Below are 20,513 nucleotides of genomic sequence, written 5' to 3' on the forward strand. Positions count from 1 at the left end.
TGATGGCAACATCGTCGATCGGTCCGGCGTTTCTCACACAGACGGCCGTGTTTACAGAGCAGTATCTGGCAAGCTTTGCCTTTGCCATTTTAGCATCAATTGTGATTGATATCGGTGCGCAGCTGAATATTTGGAGAGTGCTGAGCGTGTCAGGGAAACGCGGTCAGGACGTGGCCAACGAAGTACTTCCCGGTCTTGGTTACGTCGTTGCATTCTTTATCGTCCTCGGCGGTTTTGCTTTCAACATCGGTAACGTTGCGGGGCCGGTCTCGGTATTAATGCGATATTCGGCTGGGATGTCCGTGTAGGTGCGGCGCTGACCGGGGCAGTTGCGATCATCGTCTTCCTGGTGAAGAATGGGCGTGCTGTCATGGATGTTGTGACCCAGGTGCTTGGTGTCTTGATGATTCTGATTACGGCCTATGTCATGATCCAGTCGAATCCGCCATACGGCGAGGCGGCAGTCCGCGCGGTCGTTCCTGAGGATCCTGTCGCGCTGTTCCTGCCGATTGTCACACTGGTCGGCGGAACGGTCGGCGGCTATATTACTTTTGCCGGTGCGCACAGATTGATTGAAGCCGGCATGACCGGCAGGGACAGCCTCGGATTCGTCAGCAGAGCTGCGAACTACGGGATCCTGACGACCGGTCTGATGCGGGTGCTGCTGTTCCTGGCAGTGCTTGGTGTCGTCGCCCAGGGGTTCTCCCTCAATCCGGAAAACCCGCCGGCATCCGTCTTTCAGATTGCGCTGGGGGACATCGGCATGACGATATTCGGTATTGTACTGACAGCGGCAGCGCTGTCATCCGTCATCGGTTCAGCGTATACCAGTGCGTCGTTCCTGAAATCACTGCACAGTATATTTGATAAGTACAATAACGTGGTCATTGTGACATTTATCGTCGTTTCCACACTCATTTTTACAGTGGTCGGCGAACCGGTGACCCTGTTGATTTTAGCCGGCGCATTCAACGGACTGATCCTGCCGCTTACGCTCGGGGCCGTATTGCTGGGGTCCAGGCGCAGGAAAATCGTCGGTGACTACCGTCACCCGACATGGATGATTATCTTTGGTATACTTGCCGTAATCATTACACTCGTCGCCGGCGTTCTGTCCCTGCAGGGACTTGCAGATCTATGGAACGGATAGGAGGTGATTGAATTGGACAGTATTGAACTGAGAAAGAAAATCCGAAATGGTGAATTTAACGGCACAACTTCAGGGGCTGCCGGTGAAAAGGTGCAGGCAAACATTGTCATACTGCCGAAAGCGTATGCTTTTGATTTCCTGCTGTATGCCATGCGCAATAAAAAAGCGGTCCCTGTCATCGAAGTCATCGAAGATGGCATCACCGAGAGCAGATTTGCGAGGGAATCAGACATCCGTACAGATGTGCCGGAATACAATGTGTATAAGGACGGGGAACTTGTCGACACGGTCGCGGACATCACCGGCTACTGGCAGGCGGACTTTGTCACATTCCTCATCGGCTGCAGCTTCACATTTGAGCAGGCGATCTTAGACGCAGGCATCGATATAAAACACATCAGCGAAGGTAAAAATGTGGCGATGTATAAGACGAATGTCGCTACCGTACCTGCCGGTGTGTTTTCCGGGGGACTTGTGGTATCCATGAGACCGTTTAAAGACAAAGACGTCAAAACAGTCAGGGATGTGACAGCTCAATTCCCTGAAATGCATGGTGCGCCTGTGCATGCCGGTGACGAGATTGAACTTGGCATTTTGGATATCACGTCGCCGGCGTACGGGGAAGCCATCGATATCGAAGCAGATGAAACACCGGTGTTCTGGGCGTGCGGCGTCACACCGCAGAATGCGGCACTGAATGCCAGACCTTCCGTGATGATCACTCATTCTCCCGGCCATATGTTTGTGACGGATATAGATAATAAGGATTACAGGGAGACGCAGAATAACTGATTTAGCGGCTTTCCTTACTGTAAGCATCTGAACTTGAACGGACGTTTTTAGCTCCCGCTTGATGTTGTGGGAGCTTTTTATGGTGAAATCTGATACATTGCAGATAACGATTTTAATCTGGAGGGTGTTATGATGAAGAAACTGTTACTGACCGGATTTGAACCTTTCCTGAAATTCAAGTCCAATCCGACAGAGGCGGTGGTGAAGGAACTGCACGGTGAAGCAATCGGGGATTTTCAGGTGACCGGCAAAATCTATCCTGTGGCATTTGAAAGAATCAGTAAAATGATTGCGGATGACATAAGGGAAGAACAGCCGGATGTGGTCGTTTGTCTGGGGCTGGCCGGCGGACGGCATAACATCCACCTTGAACGGATTGCCATCAACTGTATCGACGGCCGTCCGGATAATAATGGTTTTCATCCGAATGGTGAGAAAATTGATGCGACCGGGCCGGATGGTTTATTTTCTACACTGCCGCTCAAGGCGTATGAAGCGGCTTTGCAAGCGGCTGAAATTCCGGCACAAATTTCGAACACCGCCGGCACCTATCTGTGCAACAATGTGATGTATTCGGCTTTGAATTACATCCACTCGGCAGGCCTCGATACAAGCGCGGGTTTCATCCATGTCCCGGCGCATCATGAAATTGGGACGGAGATGGATGTACCCAGCTGGCCGCAGGCGGATATTACCAAAGCAATCCGGAAAATCATTGAATTTACTTGAGCGTAAATTCGCTCAATTGTGGTAAAATAATAAAGCATTTTTAAAAACTGACTAATTTACATGTGGAGGCTTTTATGAGAAGTGTCAAAGTAAAAAATTATGATGAAATGAGCATGGAGGCGGCAATGATTGTGTTTGATAAAATCGTTCACTCCAACCGCCTCGTACTCGGTCTGGCCACCGGTTCAACCCCAGAGAAGATGTATGAGTATCTGTCGGACATGCTCAATAAAAACAAAGTGGATCTCTCCCATGTTACGACCGTCAACCTGGATGAATACGTGGGATTATCCCCGGAAGATGCGCAGAGTTACACTCATTACATGAGACGGATATTTTTCGATAAAGTCAACATTCCGCTCGAGAATACCAATGTGCCGAATGGTGTTGCAGAAGATCTCGAAGCAGAAACAAAAAGATTTGATGAAGGCATCGAGAAACTCGGTGGCGTGGACCTGCAGATACTCGGCATCGGACGCAATGCACATATCGCATTCAATGAACCGGGCACTTCGTTCGATTCAAATACACATGTTGTGAATCTGACAGAGTCAACGATCCGGGATAACGCAAGATTCTTCCACAGCATGGAAGATGTGCCCACACAGGCCATTTCACTCGGTTTGAATACGATCATGAATGCCAAAGAAATACTGCTGATGGCTTCCGGTAATAATAAAAGACAAGCGCTTTTGGACAGTTTCCACGGGGAAGTGACAGAAGATGTACCGGGATCCGTATTGCAGCGTCATCATAACGTGACTGTGTTAACGGATATAGATGGATTCAACTAATGATTTGATTGTTTTTTCGCCGGATCAGGGGCGCTTATCCTCCCTGTGGCCGGCGTTTTTTGTTTTATACCATTATCGGGCGCTTCGCTTGTATTGGATCGGGGATCGAGTACCAGAGCCCCCCTCCGCTTATACTTGATTTGAGATCGAATATGCGTCGGGCGCCCCGCTTATATTGGATCGGGGATCGAGTATCAGAGCCCCCCTCCGCTTATACTCGGTTAGAGATCGAGTATGTGCCGGGCGCCCCGCTTATATTGGATCGGAGATCGAGTACCAGAGCCCGCCTCCACTTATACTCGATCGCAAATCGAAGATACCAGATGTAATCCACCTGTCAAAAGCGCCTCAAGATTCAAAAAAACCGGGGCGCTCCACAATGGAGCGCCCCGGTACTGCGCAAATATCTATTCTTTTCTGATTCTCCTCAAATTCTTCATAATACCGGTGTCGGTTGACAGCACGCTGTTGCGGTAGATGCTTGAAGCAAGCATGACGACCAGGATGATTGTAACAATCATGATCAGGACCCCGGTTAATAGCACGAGTTGTCCGGTGGTCTCGTGCATGGCGCGCAGCGGCATGACGAACGGAGTGAACGGCGGGATGTAGCTTGTGATGACGACGAGCATGTTTTCGCCGGAAAATGTGTTGAAGATCCCGATGTAGAATCCAAATAATGAGAGCATTGTCACTGGCATCAGCGCCTGCTGCAAGTCTTCCATCCGGGAGACGAACGAACCGAGCAGTGCTGAGATGGCCAGGTATAATACGAGCCCAAGGATCAGATATAGCAGCGAATAAATGGCCAGCCTGAGGGTCAGATCATTGGATTCGAGCCCGAATTCAGAGATGAGATTGTTGAAGTCAAACATCTGAATCGCAATGACAACTGCGATGATGAATACCAGCAGCTGAGTTATGCTGACAGAGATCATCGCTGAAATTTTGGCCATCAGATGCGTGATGGGATGTACGCTGGATACGATCATCTCGATGACACGCGAAGATTTTTCCATCGCGATTTCCGAACCGATCTGGCTGGCGTAGTTGATGATGATGAAGAACATGATGATGACTGTGACATAGAAGATGATGCTGTTGAGCGGATTCAGCTCAGGTGTTTCACTTTCGCCCGCAGCGTCTTCTCCCGCTTCATCTGCCGTTGCGGCGATATCATAGCTCACTTCAGGTGTCTGACCAAGCTGTTCAGCTTCTTCAGGCGTGATATCCAATTCCTGAATGTTCGTCATTCTCTGGTATTCGCCGAGCGCCGTGTCAATTTGTGTCATCTGCGCTTCCGGGATTTCATTTTCAGCAGAGATGTTGAACGTCATCGGGTCTGTGTTTTCGATGCTCAGCACTGCAGTATCCCCAGCAGCTTCGCCCCCTTCGTGGGGAACGACGTCCATATCCGTTTCGGCTGCTTCGAATAGGGTTTCGACCTGTGTGACTGCCGCTTCGCCGCCGTCAACTTCTATCGTAGCGATTTCCTCGCTGGAGTCAAAGAGACTGATGATACGGTCGACGTTAGCTGCCAGGAAAATCAGGAGTACGACAATCAATGTACTGATGATGAACGATTTCGCCCGTACTTTGGATATGTAAGTCTGCAGGAATGTCGTTTTAAACTTGTTCATATTGACGACCTACTTTCGCGATAAAGATATCGTTGAGCGATGGCTCCTTCACCTGGAACCTTTTGAAATATCCCAGACTGGTAATTTCATTATAGATCTGTTCAGCATACTGCTCTTCTGAAATTTTGAGTGTCGTCTTACTCCTCACCTGTTTCATATCTATGACCCCCGGCATGTCTTTCAGGAAAGCAACGTCATGATCTCCTTCGATGATGATTTCTTTCTGGCCAAAATCGCTTTTAATCTGATCGATGTTGCCGCTGACCACCTGCTGGCCGTGATTCAGGATGCAGAGCTCTTCACACATTTCCTCCACATGTTCCATGCGGTGGGTACTGAAGATGATGGTCGCGCCTTCCCGGTTCAATTCTTTGACCGCTTTTTTCAAGATTTCAACATTGACAGGGTCCAGGCCGCTGAAAGGTTCATCCAGAATGATAAGCTCCGGCTGATGGATGATGGAAGCGATGAGCTGGATCTTCTGCTGGTTCCCCTTTGATAATTTTTCGATGCGCTTATTACGGTTTTCCGGCACTTCAAATCTTTCGAGCCAGTGATCGAGTTTGTCACTGATATCATTTTTGTTCATGCCTTTCAATTCGCCGAGGTATTTGATCTGTTCCTCCACTTTCAGTTTAGGGTGGAGCCCTCTTTCTTCCGGCAGATAGCCGATGCGGTTGGTCACATTGTAATTAATTGTCTGATTTTCGTAAGTAATGCTGCCCTCGGTCTGCTCGAGCAGCCCGAGAATCATGCGGAACGTTGTTGTCTTGCCTGCCCCGTTGCCGCCTAAAAAGCCGTACATACTGCCCGAAGGCACTGTAAGGTTGATGTCGTCCACTGCTGTATTCCCACCGAATCGCTTCGTCAGATTGTTAAGTTCCAGTGACATTTTCCCCCTCCTTTTTTATTCAGTAACAGTTTACAGTTTACCATAGTCGGATAAATATCGTTAATATATAATAGAGAAAATGTATAAATGAATACAACAAAGCCCCCAGCGCGACTGAACGGATTATCGGGCGGACTGACTGAGGATGACTGCACATTTCAGGCGGTCAGGCAGTGGAACGGACGTATGCCAGCGAATTTATCGACGCTTTTGAAGATAGTCTGAATACACAGATCGGTGAGAGCGGTGTTAAACTGTCGGGAGGACAGAGGCAGCGGCCACCCATGAACCACTGATGAACACCCGCGAAATGTACAGCATTGTCACAGAACAGCAATTTGGCTGAGAATAAGAGGAATTGAAAATGTACGAATTATATCATGCGTTTGAACCGATCATACCTATCTTTATCATTTTGTTCTTTACGGTGGTTTTTATCACCGTTATGATCAACCGAAAATCCGGATATAAGCTGGATAACGGCAAAAAATTAGTCAGATTCATCAGCTATATTGGTTTCATCATGACTTTGATCGGCATCTTTCTGGTGACGTTGCTCCCAAGTTCAAATCCGGAAAGGATCACCCAGTTCGTGCCGTTTTTGAGCATCGTTGAAACGTGGGAGCAGGCAACCTGGAGAGCGATCGTCAATTCACTGCTGATGAACATCATTCTTTTCATCCCGCTTGGCTTTTTCTTGTATGTATTAATCAGAAAATTCACGATCACCATCCTGCTGACAATCCTGATCTCTCTGCTTATCGAACTGTTGCAGTATCTGATGCCAATCGGCAGAATTTCCAATATTGATGATGTGTTTCTTAATACTGCGGGCGGCATCATTGGCAGTGTTTTCGGTCTTGTATTTGTAAAATTGAGAATTGTTTATCCAATTCAAGGACAGGGTAAAGGGGGAAATAAACGTTAACAATTAAGGGGGATGAGTGATGCATAAAAGACTGAAGCGCCTTGAGGGTGTAGAACTTTTTGAGGACGAAGTCGTCGGGCCGGAACTGATTGGCACGATTGAGTACGAACATGATGGCCGGCATGAGTTCTATGGGGCGGTGATTCCGACGACGTATCGGGTGTTTCTGAGGATTGCAATCAGCGATGATGAAATCAGGAGCAGGGACGTGATGTACAGCGACATTACCGGTATCAGCAGGGAAAACTTGCTCATGGTAGGTAATATCCTTCATATTTGGACAGGTAATGAAAAAACGTTCAGCCTGAAAAGTCTGTCCGACGGCAGGCTGGGGAATTTTCTGGATTTCCTGATCCAATACAGATCCAGAGCATTGCATATAGAGGAGGGGACGCAGACGTCCCGCACTCAGGATGCTGTATAAATACACCATATCCAGGGACCGGGAATTTCCCGGTCTTTTTAATCATCCAATTACACAGTAACCGCTTTCGTGTATAATGAAATGTGATTCAATTGGAAAAGGAACTGTAACTCATGAGGATAAAATTTTTATTGACAGCGCTTGTCGCTGTATTGTTCCTGAGCGCATGCAGCAGCTTCAGGGAAACCGGCGTATCAGAAGATGGCACGCTCAGACAGATTATGACTGAGCATACCGAAGAGATAGAAGTGCCGGCTGATCCGCAACGGATCGTCCTGTTTCGTGCCATGGATGCCGGCAATGCGGAACTCCTTGACGGCGATGTGGTTGGAGTGAGCGAATGGGTCAAAGAGAGTAAATTCTCTGATGCGTTTATGGATGACCAGGTGACATATCTGGAGCATGGTGATCTCGACGCGCTTGAGGCACTGGATCCGGATCTGATCGTGACCTACGCACCGGATGAGTATTTCTTCGAATACCAGGAAATCGCACCGACGGTGCAGGTGAACTATTCAACCTCTGCCTTCAGCCCTTTCAGGGAACGGCTGTATCTGACACATCTATACAACCTGGGTGTCATCATCAATCAGCGGGACAGCGCAGAAGCGCTCGGTGATGAATGGCTGGCGGATACCACCCGCCTGCAGCGGGAGGCTGCCGGAATTGTTTCTGGACAAACAGCAATGGTGCTCCGGGATGTTGACGGCGGCTATTATCTTCAAGATCAATATTCGAGCTTCGGCACCGAAGCAGTCTATGATGTGCTGAAATTCGGGATGCCGGAAAGTGTTTCCGGAGCACTTGAAGAAAACGGCTCGACGGTAATACGGCCCCGGGAGCTGGGCGCCTTCGATCCGGACTATGTTTTTATCAGCACCGCATCCGGCGGAGCGGATATTAAGACGGAAATCGCGCAAGCGATGGATATGCCGGAGGGCAACGTGTTTCTGCTGGATGAAGACAGTTACAGACTGAATGACCTTTCTTCTGTCAGAGCACAGACTGAAGAAATCATAGAGATGTTAAAATAGACAGGCGTGACGGGCGCGCTTGTTTTCGGTATGATGAAGTTGATAATAGTGATGGAGGTGACTATATGGTTGAAGGCAGAATATTCCCTGAAGAATTTGGCTATCATTTCTCGCAGGAAAATTTTGAACAGATTTATCTGCAGACGGTCAACGATTTCAGATTGAGCATGGGTGTGGACGATTTTATCAATGCGGCACAGAATTTCAACGAGGGTACAGGCGCTTTCCGTTTGAAACGGACGAATTCCCTGGAACCCGGCATTAAAAGATACCAGTGGGTGGATGATGAGAGCGGCCGGATGATCATTACCGCTTTTAACAGCGAAGGCGAGATCATCGGTATCCAGTTTGACATCCATGAGTCTTTCAATTCAGACCGTGAGATTACCATTAATTCATACCGCATGCCATTTACAGGAGAATGGTTCGTCCTCTGGGGCGGCAATGACAGCTTCCTGAATTATCATTATCCACATCCGCATCAGAGATATGCATATGATTTTATCAGGAAATCAGCGGGCAGAGCGTTTGACGGGGATGAATACAATCTTGCTTCCTATCATGCGTTCGGCTCGGACGTCGTCGCACCGAGAAAAGGGAAAGTGGTCCATGTCATTAAAAGTGTGGAGGACAACAAACCGCACAGTATGAACATGGTCTCTCCGGAGGGCAACTGCATTATCATCGCACATGGCTATAATGAGTATTCGATGCTTGCCCACCTCCGGGAACACTCGATTTCAGTGGAAACAGGCGAGGAAATCGCGGCCGGTCAAATGATTGGGCAATGCGGCAACAGTGGCGCTTCCGATACACCGCACCTTCATTTTCATGTGATGAACGGTGAGGATCCGTACGAGTCGGATTCTATTCGCATCCAGTTTGCAGACACCCGGGAACCCAGGCAGGGAGATACGATTAAAGGCAGAGGTGCTGTATGATTCTAAGTGCCAACGGACCGTTTGATTACAGCCGTATGTATGAATTCATGGCGCTGCAGGATGACTGTCTGTACGAAACGGCAGCAGGCAGGGTCAGAAGAGCAGAAGTATTTGATGGGCAACCGGTGCTTTTTGAACTTTCCGAAGCTTCGGAATCCAATGCACTGAATCTGGAGATTCTTCACAATGACGGGGCCGATGAGGCGCTGGTCATCGATTATGTTAAAGACTGGTTCGACCTGGCATATGATATTAACGCTTTTTATGCATTTGCATCCAAAGATGACCGGCTAAAAGCGGTGGCCCGGGAGCTGAAAGGCTTCCGCATGCTGGCCTATGTGGATATGACAGATGTCCTCGTCTGGGCGGTGCTCGGCCAGCAGATCAACATGAAGTTTGCATTTGAATTGAAAAGAAGGCTGGTGCAGCACTTCGATCATTATATCGAATATGAAGGGACAAAATATTGGATGATGCCGGGGGCGCGTGAGCTATTTGATATGGATCTTTCTGTGATGCGCGGAATGCAGATATCGAGCAGCAAGTCGGGATATATCAAAAACTGTGCAGCAGGCCTGCTGGACGGCAGTTTAGCCAAGGCACATCTGGAGAAATTTGATGATTACAGCCGGGCGCTCTCTCATTTGACGCGGGTGAAAGGCATCGGGCCGTGGAGTGCCAACGTGATTTTGATGCGTACGATTAAATTCAGAAATGCCGTGCCAATCGGGGATGCCGGTCTGAAAAATGCACTTAAGGCGACGGACGGTCTGAATGACAAACCGACACGTGAATATATCGATGAAGTAATCAGCCAATGGGGGGATTTTGGCACATACGCAACACTTTATATGTGGCGGGTGCTGGGCTGAACGGTTTATAGGGGGATAAATATATGAAATTTTTGATGTCGGTCCTTTTATTTTTAGGATTGTTCCAGGGCGGAGAGCCAGATGCTGAAACGCACGCGACGTACGATAAGGAAACGTCTCAGATTTCAGATTCGGTACGGACAGTGCTGGATGAACATTTTGTCAGCAGTTTCACATTTGGAGCTGCGGGGGACGTGCTGATCCATGACCATCTTTACGAAGACGTTGAGACCGGAGATGGCTATGACTTTATATCCAGAGTGACAGAGGTGTCGCCCTATCTGCAGCAGCAGGATCTTGTCTTTTTAAATCAGGAGACACCGATTGGCGGTGAGGCGCTGGGACTGAGCGGCTATCCGAGTTTTAATGCGCCGCTTGAGACACTCGATCTGCTTGAACACTTCGGCACAGACATTGTTTCATCTGCGAACAATCATACACTCGACCGGGGGGCAGAAGGTGTGCAGGCAACACTCGAAAACTTTGAAGGCAGAGGGATTGAGTATGTCGGCGCGGCCAAGAGTGAAGCAGACAGCCAGCGGGATCGGGTGATTGAAGTCAACGGCATCACAGTCGGTTTTCTGGGATATACATACGGTACGAACGGCATACCGGTACCGGACGGCCAGGATTATCTGGTGAATCTGATTGATGACAGCCCGATTAATGAAGAGATCAATGAATTGGATGCGCAGGTAGACCTGCTTGTTGTCAGCATGCACCAGGGGGTGGAGTATGAACCGTATCCGAGGGAAGCACACAGGCAGCAGATGCTTGAGATGACCGAAAATGGGGCGGACATCATTCTGGGACACCATCCGCATGTGCTCCAGCCGGTTGAAATCCACGAGCGGGATGATGGGTCGGAAGCCGTCATTGCATATTCTCTGGGGAATTTTTTCAGTGCCCAGCAGGATCTAAAGACGAAGATTGGCGGTATCATAGAGTTTGATATAGATAAGGAATCCTCGGATGAAGCAGCGGCAATCAATAATATCCGGTTCATGCCCACTTATGTGGCAAGCCAGGGCTACGACAACTTCAATCTCGTGCCGCTGGCGGATGCGGGAGAATACGGCCTCGAGGACGCCGGCAGTGTATATCAGGACGTGAATGCCCATATGACTGAGTATACAGAACAGATGGAAATCGTTGAGTACCTCGAATAAAAAACGCCGGGGCAATTGCTGCCTCAGCGTTTTCTATGGCTGTCATCTTCATCATGACTCTCTTTTTTAATCACAAATATGAATGACACGATACAGACAATGCCGATTGCAATGATGAGGGGCAGATGATAGTCCGGATTGATCCTGCCGCTCAAAAATATGTAAACGGCGGCCAGTGCTGCGATTGTCAGGAAAAAGTTCAGCCATCTGTATGAATTCATGTTTATTCCGTCGCTCCTTTACACCTTATGAACTTAATGCATCGCTTTTAATGTATATATTCTAATGGTACCATATAGGTGAGACAGTTAGAACGATTTTGAAAGGGAGGCGTTTTCATGAATTATCTTATGGCCGTACAGCTGAAACCGAAGCATCCTCAGCAAAGTAAAAATGGGGATTTGATTGACAGCTCAATTGACATTATCGAACAGAGCGGACTCACTCATTTCGTAGGCCCAATGGAAACTACCGTGGAAGGCACGCTGGATGAGTTAATGAACCTTGTGAAGAAACTGAACAGCCATCTTGAGGATGGCGGCGTATCGGAATCGGAGACCAGTATCAAATTGGTTCAATCCAATGACTCACTGGAAATCAGAAATATACTTTCCGATTATTATGAATTTGATGAAGAAGAGTAAATGAAGCGCAACCGGGGGGCATGTCATTTTGACATGCCCCCCGGTTGCGTTTTCCTATTCGATCGGTTCGCTTCTGATATGGAAGCGGACCCCTCTGGGTCCTTCGATGCTGAACATTCCGCCGATACCTTCTACAACATCCAGTGTCAGACGGGTGTGCTTCCAATACTCATATTGTTTGTGATGCATATAGAAAGGGACACCTTCAACCGTACCCAATTTCACATCGGCATCACCGATGATCATTGTGCCTTCCTTGAAGCACATAGGGCTGGAGCCGTCGCAACAGCCGCCGGATTGATGGAAAATGAGTGACCCATGTTCTGCCTGCAATTCCCTGATCAGCGATCTTGCTGATTCTGTGGCATCAATCTGACTCAGTGTTTTCATATTAAAACAGTCCTTTTGGCGTTTCGTCGTAGCTTACCAGAAGATTCTTCGTCTGCTGATAGTGGCCGAGCATCATCAGATGGTTTTCCCGGCCGATCCCGCTCATTTTGTAACCGCCGAATGCGGCATGCGCCGGGTAGTCGTGGAATGTGTTCACCCATACACGGCCGGCCTGGATCGCCCGACCCATACGGTATGCTCTGTTTTGGGAACGTGTCCATACCCCGGCGCCCAGTCCGTACAGTGTATCATTGGCAATTTCTATTGCTTCATCATCATCTTTATAAGTGGCAACCGCCAGTACCGGGCCGAAAATCTCCTCCTGGAAGATTCTCATGGAGTTGTCTCCCTTGAAGATGGTGGGTTCGAAATAATAGCCGCCAGCGATTTCTCCGTCGACTTCTCTGACATTACCGCCGGTCAGGATTTCTGCGCCTTCCTTTCGGCCGATATCCAGGTATGAGCTGATTTTCTCCTTCTGTTCTTCTGATGTCTGCGCCCCCATCATCGTACTTTCATCGAACGGGTTGCCCACCTGGATACGCTCGACACGTTCAACCACTTTCTTCATAAACGCGTCATAGATATCCTCGTGGACCAGTGCGCGGGAAGGACATGTACACACTTCACCCTGGTTCAGAGCGAACATCACCAGCCCCTCAATTGCCTTATCCAGATAGTCATCCTCAGCGTCCATGACATCTTTGGCAAAGATGTTGGGTGACTTGCCGCCGAGCTCAAGCGTCACCGGAATGATGTTTTGGCTGGCGTTCTGCATGATGATACGGCCGGTGGTCGTTTCACCGGTGAACGCAATCTTATTGACCCTGTCATGGGTGGCAAGCGCTTGTCCCGCTTCAGAGCCAAATCCGTTGATGACATTCAATACGCCTTTTGGAATGAGGTCTCCAATGAGTTCCATCAAGTGCAGGATTGTTGAGGGTGTCTGTTCTGCAGGTTTTAAAACAATTGAATTTCCTGTGGCCAGCGCCGGTGCAATCTTCCATGTCGCCATGAGCAGCGGGAAGTTCCATGGGATGATCTGACCGACGACACCCAGCGGTTCATGATAGTGGTAGGCGACAGTGTCTTCATCAATTTGTGAGATACCGCCTTCCTGGGCCCGGATCGCTCCTGCAAAATATCTGTAGTGATCCACGACCAGCGGCAGGTCGGCGTTCAGGGTTTCCCGTACCGCTTTGCCGTTTTCAAAAGTTTCCAGTACAGCCAGTTCTTCGAGATTGTCCTCGATGCGGTCCGCGATTTTAAGCAGAATATTACTGCGCTCAGTGGCAGAAGTTTTCCCCCAGGACTTCTGCGCTTCATGGGCTGCATCGATCGCTTTGTCTACATCTTCCTTCGTGGAACGCGGCATTTTCGAAACAGGTTTGCCGATCACCGGTGATTCGTTATCGAAATACTGTCCGTTTGCCGGGGCTACCCATTCGCCGCCGATGTAGTTTTCATACTGCGCCTTAACTTTATACTGCGCATTCTCTTTGTGCGGAAATTCAAATACCATATACTCATACCCCCATAAATTTGATACTTCCATTTTATCTGAATCATCGAACTTTTGTAAAGGCTTTCACACTTCAATGAGAGGATTTGGTGGATGGCAGCAATTGTTGTATAATAAAGACATAGAATGAACTCAGAAGGAGAGATGGCATGGGGAAGTGCCCGTTTTGCAGTCACCAGTGGACCTATAGGCAAAAACTGTTGGGGTATTCCTTGAAACCGCGGACGCGGATCAAGTGTCCCAGGTGCCGGGCATACATAGAACCGTCAACGCTGACAATCATCTATGATTACGTTGCCATCATTGCGATTGCGCTGATGGTATTTATATTCATACCGGTGATGCAGATGGCGGTATGGGCATCAATCATGATAAGTGCAGGTCTGCTCGTCATCTATCTGGCAGTCTTCCTGCCGTTCACTGTCAGGTTCAAAAGATATGACTATGACTGAATGGTTCTCCTTTCTTTACTCCGTTGATAATATTCTGATCTATGTTAAGCTTTAACGGTTGGATTTAACTTTAAAGTAAAAGGACATGGAGTGAGTAAATATGAAAAAGAATAATCTGATGGACTGGCCGACGTTTATCGTTTCCTTATTGATATTGCTGTCGGTGGTTATACCGCTTATAGTGTTTCCTGAAGCCAGCAATGCGGTCATCATGTCACTGAACAGTATGGTGACCACCGGACTGGGCGCTGTCTATCTGGCCCTTGGCCTCGCAGTTTTCCTTTTCATAATTTATATCGCATTCGGTAAATATGGCCATGTGACACTGGGAGAGCCATCCGACACACCTGAATTTGGCACACTCAGCTGGGCAGCGATGCTGTTTTGCGCCGGTATCGGTTCCAGTATTCTGTACTGGGGCGTCATTGAATGGGTATACTATTATCAGGCACCGCCGTTTCATCTGGAACCGGAAAGTGAAGGGGCCATCAACTATGCAAGCACTTATGGTATATTTCACTGGGGGCCGATCGCATGGGCGATCTATGTGATGCCAGCCCTTCCAATCGCCTATTCACTGTACGTCAAAAAGACGCCGATACTTAAAATTAGTCTGGCTTGTGCGCCGATACTTGGCAAGTATACAACCAGATGGCCGGGCAAGCTTATTGACATTCTTTTCATTTTTGGCCTGCTGGGCGGCGCAGGGACTACATTGGGTCTCGGTACACCTATGATCGCGGCAGGTATTGAAGCGTTATTCGGCATAGATGGGGAAAACATCGTTCTCCGCTCAGCCATTATGCTTACAGCAACATTGATCTTCGCATTCAGTGCTTATTCCGGATTGAGACGGGGCATCAAATTGCTTAGCGATATCAATGTCTGGCTGACATTTATCCTGATTGCCTTTGCTTTTGTTGTGGGTCCGTCGATTTTCCTCATGGAAACGACAGTATCCAGCGTGGGGTTGTTGATCAAAGACTTTTTCCGTATGGCAACCTGGCTTGAACCGTTCGGGGGGCAGGGCAACATCCCAGAGACCTCTTTTCCGCAGAATTGGACTGTGTTCTACTGGGCATGGTGGCTGGTATATGCCCCGTTTGTCGGACTGTTTATCGCTCGTATATCAAAAGGCCGCAATTTGAAGGAAGTGATATTGGGGGCGCTGATCTATGGTACTTTAGGATGCGTGCTGTTCTTTGGTGTACTCGGTAACTACGGCCTCTGGCTGGAGCTTTCAGGTACATTTTCAGTGACTGATGTTCTGGCAGAACAAAGCGGCGAAGATGCAATCATAGCCGTGGTCGGGCACCTGCCGATGGGAGATGCTGCGCTTGTGCTGTTCCTCCTCACTGCAATCATCTATCTGGCGACAACCTTTGATTCAGGCTCTTACATCCTGGCTGGCACATCTCAGACAGAGGTGGATGGTGAACCGCACAGAGGAAACAGATTATTCTGGGCATTTGCACTGTCCCTGCTGCCGTTTTCATTGATGCTTATTGGCGGAGATGATTCACTGAGCCTGCTTCAGACATCATCAATTGTCGCTGGTGTTCCACTGATCATAATCTTCATCATGCTGATGGTGTCCTTTATGAAGACATTGAGCAGGGACAGGATCAAACTCGAAGAAAGAGCAAGATTATACGAAGAACAAGAACGAAAAAGATTAACCGCTCAATATGATAAGCGTGACAGATGGTGGGAATAAAACGCTGTCGGCATAAAGCGTATTAAAAAAACAATATCAGACATTAGAAAACCCGGGCGGTCATATGACCGTCCGGGTTTAAAATTGATCAAGCATAATCGTAACACCAAAGTCCAAGTTTACACGTTCTCCAATTCAGCAGCTGCCTGTGATGGATCTTTTTCTTTTTTTAGATCAAAATAATAGGCGGTCACCGTTTCATCCTTGGAGTGGTTCGTACTCAGGCTGACGGTGATGAGTAACACAAACGATGTGAGTAAGCCCGGGATGATGACATGAAAGCCAAATGGCTGTCCGAGTAAACTCCAGGTCACGGAAACAATAAGTGAACCAATGACACTGAGAATGACGCCGGATTTCGTTGCCCGGCGCCAGAACATCGCAGCGAGCACCGGAGCGACCATTGTAATCGCAGATAAAGCTAAGGCATATGAGTAGATGGCAATCACATCTGTGATGAACAATGCGACCATTAAGCCAATGACGGCCATTCCGGCAACGGACAAGCGTGATACCCCGAGCACTTCACGACTGCTGGCATCCGGCTTAATCCAGCCTTGATAAATGTCTTTGGAAATATTCATCGCCCCGCTTAACAGGAAAGAAGTGGCACCGGTCAATACAGCTGCAAACAGAGATACCATGAATAACCCGCCGATAGCCGGATGGGCGACAGCCGCAAGGAATTGAGTGTACACAAGGTCCGGGTCGGTGTTCGCCGGGAGCACCTGCTGGGCAATAATGCCGATTCCGATTGAGAAGAACGCTATTAAAAAGGTGATAATGAATCCGGTGGATACAGCCCTGACAGCAATTTTTTCCGTTTTTGCCGCCGAAATGCGCTGCCAGGATGTCTGCCACACCAGATAAAATGGCCCGAATATAATCAAATAGTTAATCAGTTCAGTCGTTTCCATACTGAAAAGGTTCAATGACTCAGAGGGTGTGTTGCTGATGACAGCACCGGGGCCGCCAACATAGTTCAATCCCAGCACAAACAGGAAGATTAAACCGGCAAGTATCAGCACCGATTGTACAGCATCGGTCCAGGCAACACTTGGCAGGCCGCCCATCAATGTGAACAGCACACAGATGACAAAACCGACCAGCATGGCTGTCGTCACAGAAATGTCAAAAGCAATGGTTAAAACCGATCCCATTCCGACAACCTGCATCCCGAATGTTGGTGTCATGTATAGGATGCTGATGATGAGAGAAGGAATGATCCCGGATGTTTTGCCAAAACGCCGGACAAATAAGTCAGGTAATGTATACAGCTTTAGTTTGCGGATGGTTGCCCCCAGTAAAACTGCTAACAATATGGAAAAAAACACAGTCGGGAGTTTTGTCAGTATCCAGCCAATACCGATTTCGAGCCCTTTGCCGGAGGATCCAATGACGGCTGCCGAACCTAAGGAAGTGGCGATGATCGTTCCGCAAATAGGGAAAAACCCAAGGCTGAAATTGGCCATTGTATATTCATCAGCCGTTTTGATCTTTCTCGAATAATATATACTTACGGTGAAAATTCCGATAAGAAAAACGACAATCCAAAAAATATACCAATTCAAATGTGTCACCTCACCTGTATCATTGTTGATATATACGACATCACTGCTGTCGTTATTTTGGATTTTAAGGGCTGTGAATATTTGAATTCAATATTGTCATAATGTCCGTACCAGTCCATTACGCAGCTGGTACGGACATTCCTGGTCTATCGATTGGACGGGCTGTTTGCTGAAATGGTGAAGGTCATGGTTGTATGGCTGACCACTGCCTGAACTTTTGTGAACGCAGTTTCTATTGCGCGGAAAATATCATTCACTTCGCCGTCAAGGCGCGTGGCATAGTGGGTTGGACTCACTGTCACCCCGCGTTCTTTGGACAGGTCAATCTGCTCGTTGATCTTTTCCATATAGTTGTCCGTATTCATCGGATAAAGGGCGAATTTGCATCCAGCGGCCTGGGAAATTTCGGATGAATCAACCACATTCAGGCGGTCATCCGTCACGTCCATGTAGGCATGTCCCGACGAATCTCCCGGGCACCCGATGGAGAACGTCCCGCTCATCTCCACATGTTTGCCTGTTTTTGCTGCCTGCAGATACACCGCTTTCACCACATCGAACACATGCGTCATTCTGCCGCGGACACACGTCGAAACGTCATCCGTATCTTTCCACACTTTCGACGTATCAACCTCAGCCAGTGCAGACAAGATCACATCAGAAAAATCATCACTCATTACGCTCAAATTAAATTGGCATCCTGCAATTCTGTCTGTATTATTTTCAATAGCCATCATAAAACCCTCCGTCAGATAATTGATAATGAAAAACTGCACTCCCAAGGGAATGCAGTCCATGTCATCATTACCGATCTTCAGCTTACACAGAGCTGCACTTCCCCACGCTGGTGTTATCCAGATCGGGTGTGAGGGTCCGGTTCCACCGTCTCAGCCGCCTTTATGACAGCACCCCTAGTGCTTCGGATATGCAGTTCTTATTACACTTACTATTTTAGGGGGTTGAACGAGGGAAGTAAAGAATGATGGGCTGGCGGCGATTTAGCTTTTATCCAAATCATGCATTGTTTTGTTTATAAATGTTAACTAAACTGGATATTGACAGGAGATATAACAGTTATGGAAGTTTGTATTTGTCCTGACTTTTTTAAAGGCAATTTGCCAGCTGAACAATGTTGCTTTGTAAAGACTAAAAGGATTAAAAAGGGTTTACCAGAGTCTGAATGTTTACAATTCTCTATGACAAATGGCGGAAAGGCACCATGGAGTAAAGTTTTCGGAATAAATAGTAACCGCTTACATTTTTAAGTTTTCAGGTCTTTGGTGTGGCTGCAAGTCAACATGGATCAAAGGGAGGGGGATTTAACTATAAGTGTGTGCGGCTTTACTCAAGAAGATCGTGCATTAGAAATGCGGAACAGTTTACTGTTATCAGTGAACTGCACATATTATTCATTTTTATAAACAAATTATAGAATAGAGGGGATTATAATATGGAAGGTTTTGGTTTAGTTCTTGTAATTGTAGCTGCAGTGTTACTGGTGATTGGTTTAACTGCGAAATTCAACATGCATCCTTTTTTATCTTTGATTATCGCTTCGTTCGTTCTAGGGATTTTAGCAGGACTGCCTTTGATGGAGATTGTTGAAGCGGTCAATAATGGCTTCGGAAACCTGATGGGCAGCATCGGCTTAGTCATCGTGTTCGGTACGATTATCGGTGTTCTGTTAGAAAAAACAGGAGCGGCCTATAAAATGGCAGAAGTGGTTTTACGCTTGATTGGGGAAAAGCGGCCGCAGCTCGCAATGAGTGTTATTGGAAGTATTGTCAGCATTCCTGTGTTTTGCGATTCCGGATATATCATATTATCCTCACTGAAAAAAGCAATCGCTAAACGAGCTCAGGTGGCAGTCGCTTCAATGGCTATTGCCTTATCCACAGGGCTATTTGCTACACATACCCTGGTACCGCCGACTCCGGGCCCTATCGCGGCAGCGGGGAATATTGGCGCCGAGCAATACCTGGGCACTATTATTTTAATAGGCGTGGTTGTTGCCATACCGACGATTATGGCGGGCTATTTCTGGGCGATAAAAGTTGGAACAAAGATTAAAGTGGAAGGCGAAGATGAGATGCAGATTGACTATAATGAGGTCGTTAAAGAATTCGGGGAAATGCCTTCAGCCGTAAAAGCATTCTCACCGATTGCAGTGCCGCTCATTCTGATTGCCATTGGTTCCATTGTTACATTTGCCGGCTGGGAAGGTAATTTCTTCAACATCCTTCTATTCTTAGGAGATCCTTCTGTAGCACTTCTTGGGGGTGTATTGACCGGATTCACTCTTCTGCCTAAATTCGATCGTGAAACAATGAATGATTGGATACAGGAAGGACTGAAAACAGCTGCCCCCATTCTACTGATCACAGGTGCGGGCGGTGCTTTCGGTACGGTTATATCATCGACCAATATTACTGGTTTTATCGAAAGTGTTGGTGAAAATTCATTCTTCACAGGCACCTTATTCCTGCTGGTACCGTTCGTCATTGCTGCAGCGCTGAAAACAGCACAGGGCTCTTCAACGACAGCGCTTGTAATTACATCAACGTTAGTAGCGCCGATATTAGTTGACGCCGGCATTCAGGATCCTTTACCCATGGCATTGGTCGTTATGGCGATTGGGGCCGGAGCGATGGTAGTGTCCCATATTAATGACAGTTACTTCTGGGTGGTTAAAGAATTTAGCGGTATGAGTGTGACCCAGGCGTATAAAGGTCAGACGGCTGCCACTTTAGTACAGGGATTAGTTGCGATTTCAATTTCTATTATACTTTGGATAGTTTTTGTATAAGTGTAATTTTCTATTCATAGTTGAAATGTGATGGGTTGGAAATAAT

General features: G+C 47.8%; 21 protein-coding genes, 1 pseudogene and 1 riboswitch. Of the genes and pseudogenes, 15 read left to right on the top strand and 7 right to left on the bottom strand.

The features are described from left to right. The first annotated feature begins 2 nt into the window (after positions 1-2). The 4 genes and pseudogenes from G343_RS14805 to nagB all read left to right on the top strand — a co-directional run bounded on the left by G343_RS14805 (position 3) and on the right by nagB (position 3,465). Positions 3-1,150 (top strand): annotated as a pseudogene (locus G343_RS14805) (NRAMP family divalent metal transporter). Positions 1,151-1,162: 12 nt separating this feature from the next. Further along, a complete protein-coding gene (locus G343_RS0109745) occupies positions 1,163-1,942 on the top strand; it encodes a putative hydro-lyase (RefSeq protein ID WP_020007955.1) in 780 nt (259 codons plus the stop codon). A gap of 132 nt (positions 1,943-2,074) precedes the next feature. Further along, positions 2,075-2,671 carry a pyroglutamyl-peptidase I gene (locus G343_RS0109750; RefSeq protein WP_020007956.1) on the top strand — a complete coding sequence of 199 codons (597 nt, stop codon included), beginning with the start codon at positions 2,075-2,077 and terminating at the stop codon, positions 2,669-2,671. Positions 2,672-2,745: 74 nt separating this feature from the next. After that, positions 2,746-3,465 (top strand): glucosamine-6-phosphate deaminase, encoded by a 720-nt coding sequence (nagB, locus tag G343_RS0109755; RefSeq protein ID WP_020007957.1) that lies wholly within the window; start codon positions 2,746-2,748, stop codon positions 3,463-3,465. Between the two features lie 407 nt (positions 3,466-3,872). Here the strand turns inward: nagB and G343_RS0109760 are convergent, their stop codons facing one another. Both G343_RS0109760 and G343_RS0109765 read right to left on the bottom strand, forming a co-directional pair. Then, positions 3,873-5,105, bottom strand: a complete 1,233-nt coding sequence (locus G343_RS0109760) for an ABC transporter permease (RefSeq protein WP_020007958.1) — start codon at positions 5,103-5,105, stop codon at positions 3,873-3,875. Then, complete coding sequence (locus G343_RS0109765) at positions 5,092-5,997, bottom strand: ABC transporter ATP-binding protein (protein ID WP_020007959.1); 906 nt, start codon at positions 5,995-5,997, stop codon at positions 5,092-5,094. Before G343_RS0109765 ends, G343_RS0109760 begins: the two co-directional genes overlap by 14 nt. Before the next feature lie 173 nt (positions 5,998-6,170). On the opposite strand from G343_RS0109765, the gene G343_RS15845 reads away from it, so the two are divergent. The 7 genes from G343_RS15845 (at position 6,171) to G343_RS0109800 (ending at position 11,365) form a co-directional block, all read left to right on the top strand. Next, positions 6,171-6,293 carry a hypothetical protein gene (locus tag G343_RS15845; protein ID WP_020007960.1) on the top strand — a complete coding sequence of 41 codons (123 nt, stop codon included), beginning with the start codon at positions 6,171-6,173 and terminating at the stop codon, positions 6,291-6,293. A 68-nt stretch (positions 6,294-6,361) separates the two neighbouring features. Beyond that, positions 6,362-6,925 carry a VanZ family protein gene (locus tag G343_RS0109775; RefSeq protein ID WP_020007961.1) on the top strand — a complete coding sequence of 188 codons (564 nt, stop codon included), beginning with the start codon at positions 6,362-6,364 and terminating at the stop codon, positions 6,923-6,925. Between the two features lie 19 nt (positions 6,926-6,944). Next, positions 6,945-7,349, top strand: coding sequence for a hypothetical protein (locus tag G343_RS0109780; protein WP_020007962.1), 405 nt, complete (start codon positions 6,945-6,947; stop codon positions 7,347-7,349). Between the two features lie 113 nt (positions 7,350-7,462). After that, entirely contained in the window at positions 7,463-8,383 is a 921-nt protein-coding gene (locus G343_RS0109785) for a TroA family protein (protein WP_020007963.1), read from the top strand. 65 nt (positions 8,384-8,448) lie between these two features. Then, positions 8,449-9,324 carry a M23 family metallopeptidase gene (locus G343_RS0109790; RefSeq protein WP_020007964.1) on the top strand — a complete coding sequence of 292 codons (876 nt, stop codon included), beginning with the start codon at positions 8,449-8,451 and terminating at the stop codon, positions 9,322-9,324. Then, positions 9,321-10,196, top strand: coding sequence for a DNA-3-methyladenine glycosylase family protein (locus G343_RS0109795; RefSeq protein ID WP_020007965.1), 876 nt, complete (start codon positions 9,321-9,323; stop codon positions 10,194-10,196). Before G343_RS0109790 ends, G343_RS0109795 begins: the two co-directional genes overlap by 4 nt. A 23-nt stretch (positions 10,197-10,219) precedes the next feature. Continuing rightward, positions 10,220-11,365 carry a CapA family protein gene (locus G343_RS0109800; RefSeq protein WP_020007966.1) on the top strand — a complete coding sequence of 382 codons (1,146 nt, stop codon included), beginning with the start codon at positions 10,220-10,222 and terminating at the stop codon, positions 11,363-11,365. A 23-nt stretch (positions 11,366-11,388) separates the two neighbouring features. Here the strand turns inward: G343_RS0109800 and G343_RS0109805 are convergent, their stop codons facing one another. Further along, positions 11,389-11,586 (bottom strand): hypothetical protein, encoded by a 198-nt coding sequence (locus G343_RS0109805; RefSeq protein ID WP_020007967.1) that lies wholly within the window; start codon positions 11,584-11,586, stop codon positions 11,389-11,391. 117 nt (positions 11,587-11,703) lie between these two features. Here G343_RS0109805 and G343_RS0109810 point away from each other — a divergent pair, with 117 nt between their 5' ends. Further along, positions 11,704-12,009 carry a thiamine-binding protein gene (locus G343_RS0109810; RefSeq protein ID WP_020007968.1) on the top strand — a complete coding sequence of 102 codons (306 nt, stop codon included), beginning with the start codon at positions 11,704-11,706 and terminating at the stop codon, positions 12,007-12,009. A 54-nt stretch (positions 12,010-12,063) separates the two neighbouring features. Here the strand turns inward: G343_RS0109810 and G343_RS0109815 are convergent, their stop codons facing one another. Next, positions 12,064-12,399: a DUF779 domain-containing protein gene (locus G343_RS0109815; RefSeq protein WP_020007969.1), complete on the bottom strand. Its 336-nt coding sequence runs from the start codon at positions 12,397-12,399 to the stop codon at positions 12,064-12,066. A 1-nt stretch (position 12,400) separates the two neighbouring features. Then, positions 12,401-13,921, bottom strand: coding sequence for an acetaldehyde dehydrogenase ExaC (exaC, locus tag G343_RS0109820; RefSeq protein WP_020007970.1), 1,521 nt, complete (start codon positions 13,919-13,921; stop codon positions 12,401-12,403). Between the two features lie 212 nt (positions 13,922-14,133). Here exaC and G343_RS0109825 point away from each other — a divergent pair, with 212 nt between their 5' ends. Together G343_RS0109825 and G343_RS0109830 are read left to right on the top strand one after the other, a co-directional pair. Beyond that, a complete protein-coding gene (locus G343_RS0109825; RefSeq protein ID WP_020007971.1) occupies positions 14,134-14,373 on the top strand; it encodes a hypothetical protein in 240 nt (79 codons plus the stop codon). Positions 14,374-14,473: 100 nt separating this feature from the next. Beyond that, positions 14,474-16,090 (top strand): BCCT family transporter, encoded by a 1,617-nt coding sequence (locus G343_RS0109830; protein WP_020007972.1) that lies wholly within the window; start codon positions 14,474-14,476, stop codon positions 16,088-16,090. Between the two features lie 119 nt (positions 16,091-16,209). Here the strand turns inward: G343_RS0109830 and G343_RS0109835 are convergent, their stop codons facing one another. Both G343_RS0109835 and G343_RS0109840 read right to left on the bottom strand, forming a co-directional pair. Then, the gene (locus tag G343_RS0109835; RefSeq protein WP_020007973.1) at positions 16,210-17,661 is read right to left on the bottom strand and encodes a sodium:solute symporter family protein; all 1,452 of its coding nucleotides are present in this window, start codon (positions 17,659-17,661) and stop codon (positions 16,210-16,212) included. A gap of 146 nt (positions 17,662-17,807) precedes the next feature. Beyond that, positions 17,808-18,395 carry a YkoF family thiamine/hydroxymethylpyrimidine-binding protein gene (locus G343_RS0109840; protein WP_020007974.1) on the bottom strand — a complete coding sequence of 196 codons (588 nt, stop codon included), beginning with the start codon at positions 18,393-18,395 and terminating at the stop codon, positions 17,808-17,810. 85 nt (positions 18,396-18,480) lie between these two features. After that, a riboswitch (TPP riboswitch) is annotated at positions 18,481-18,584 on the bottom strand. Positions 18,585-19,111: 527 nt separating this feature from the next. Here G343_RS0109840 and G343_RS0109850 point away from each other — a divergent pair. After that, positions 19,112-20,467, top strand: coding sequence for a GntP family permease (locus G343_RS0109850; protein WP_020007976.1), 1,356 nt, complete (start codon positions 19,112-19,114; stop codon positions 20,465-20,467). Positions 20,468-20,513: the final 46 nt, after the last annotated feature.

It is taken from the genome of Salinicoccus albus DSM 19776 (assembly GCF_000385175.1).
Lineage (GTDB): Bacteria > Bacillota > Bacilli > Staphylococcales > Salinicoccaceae > Salinicoccus > Salinicoccus albus.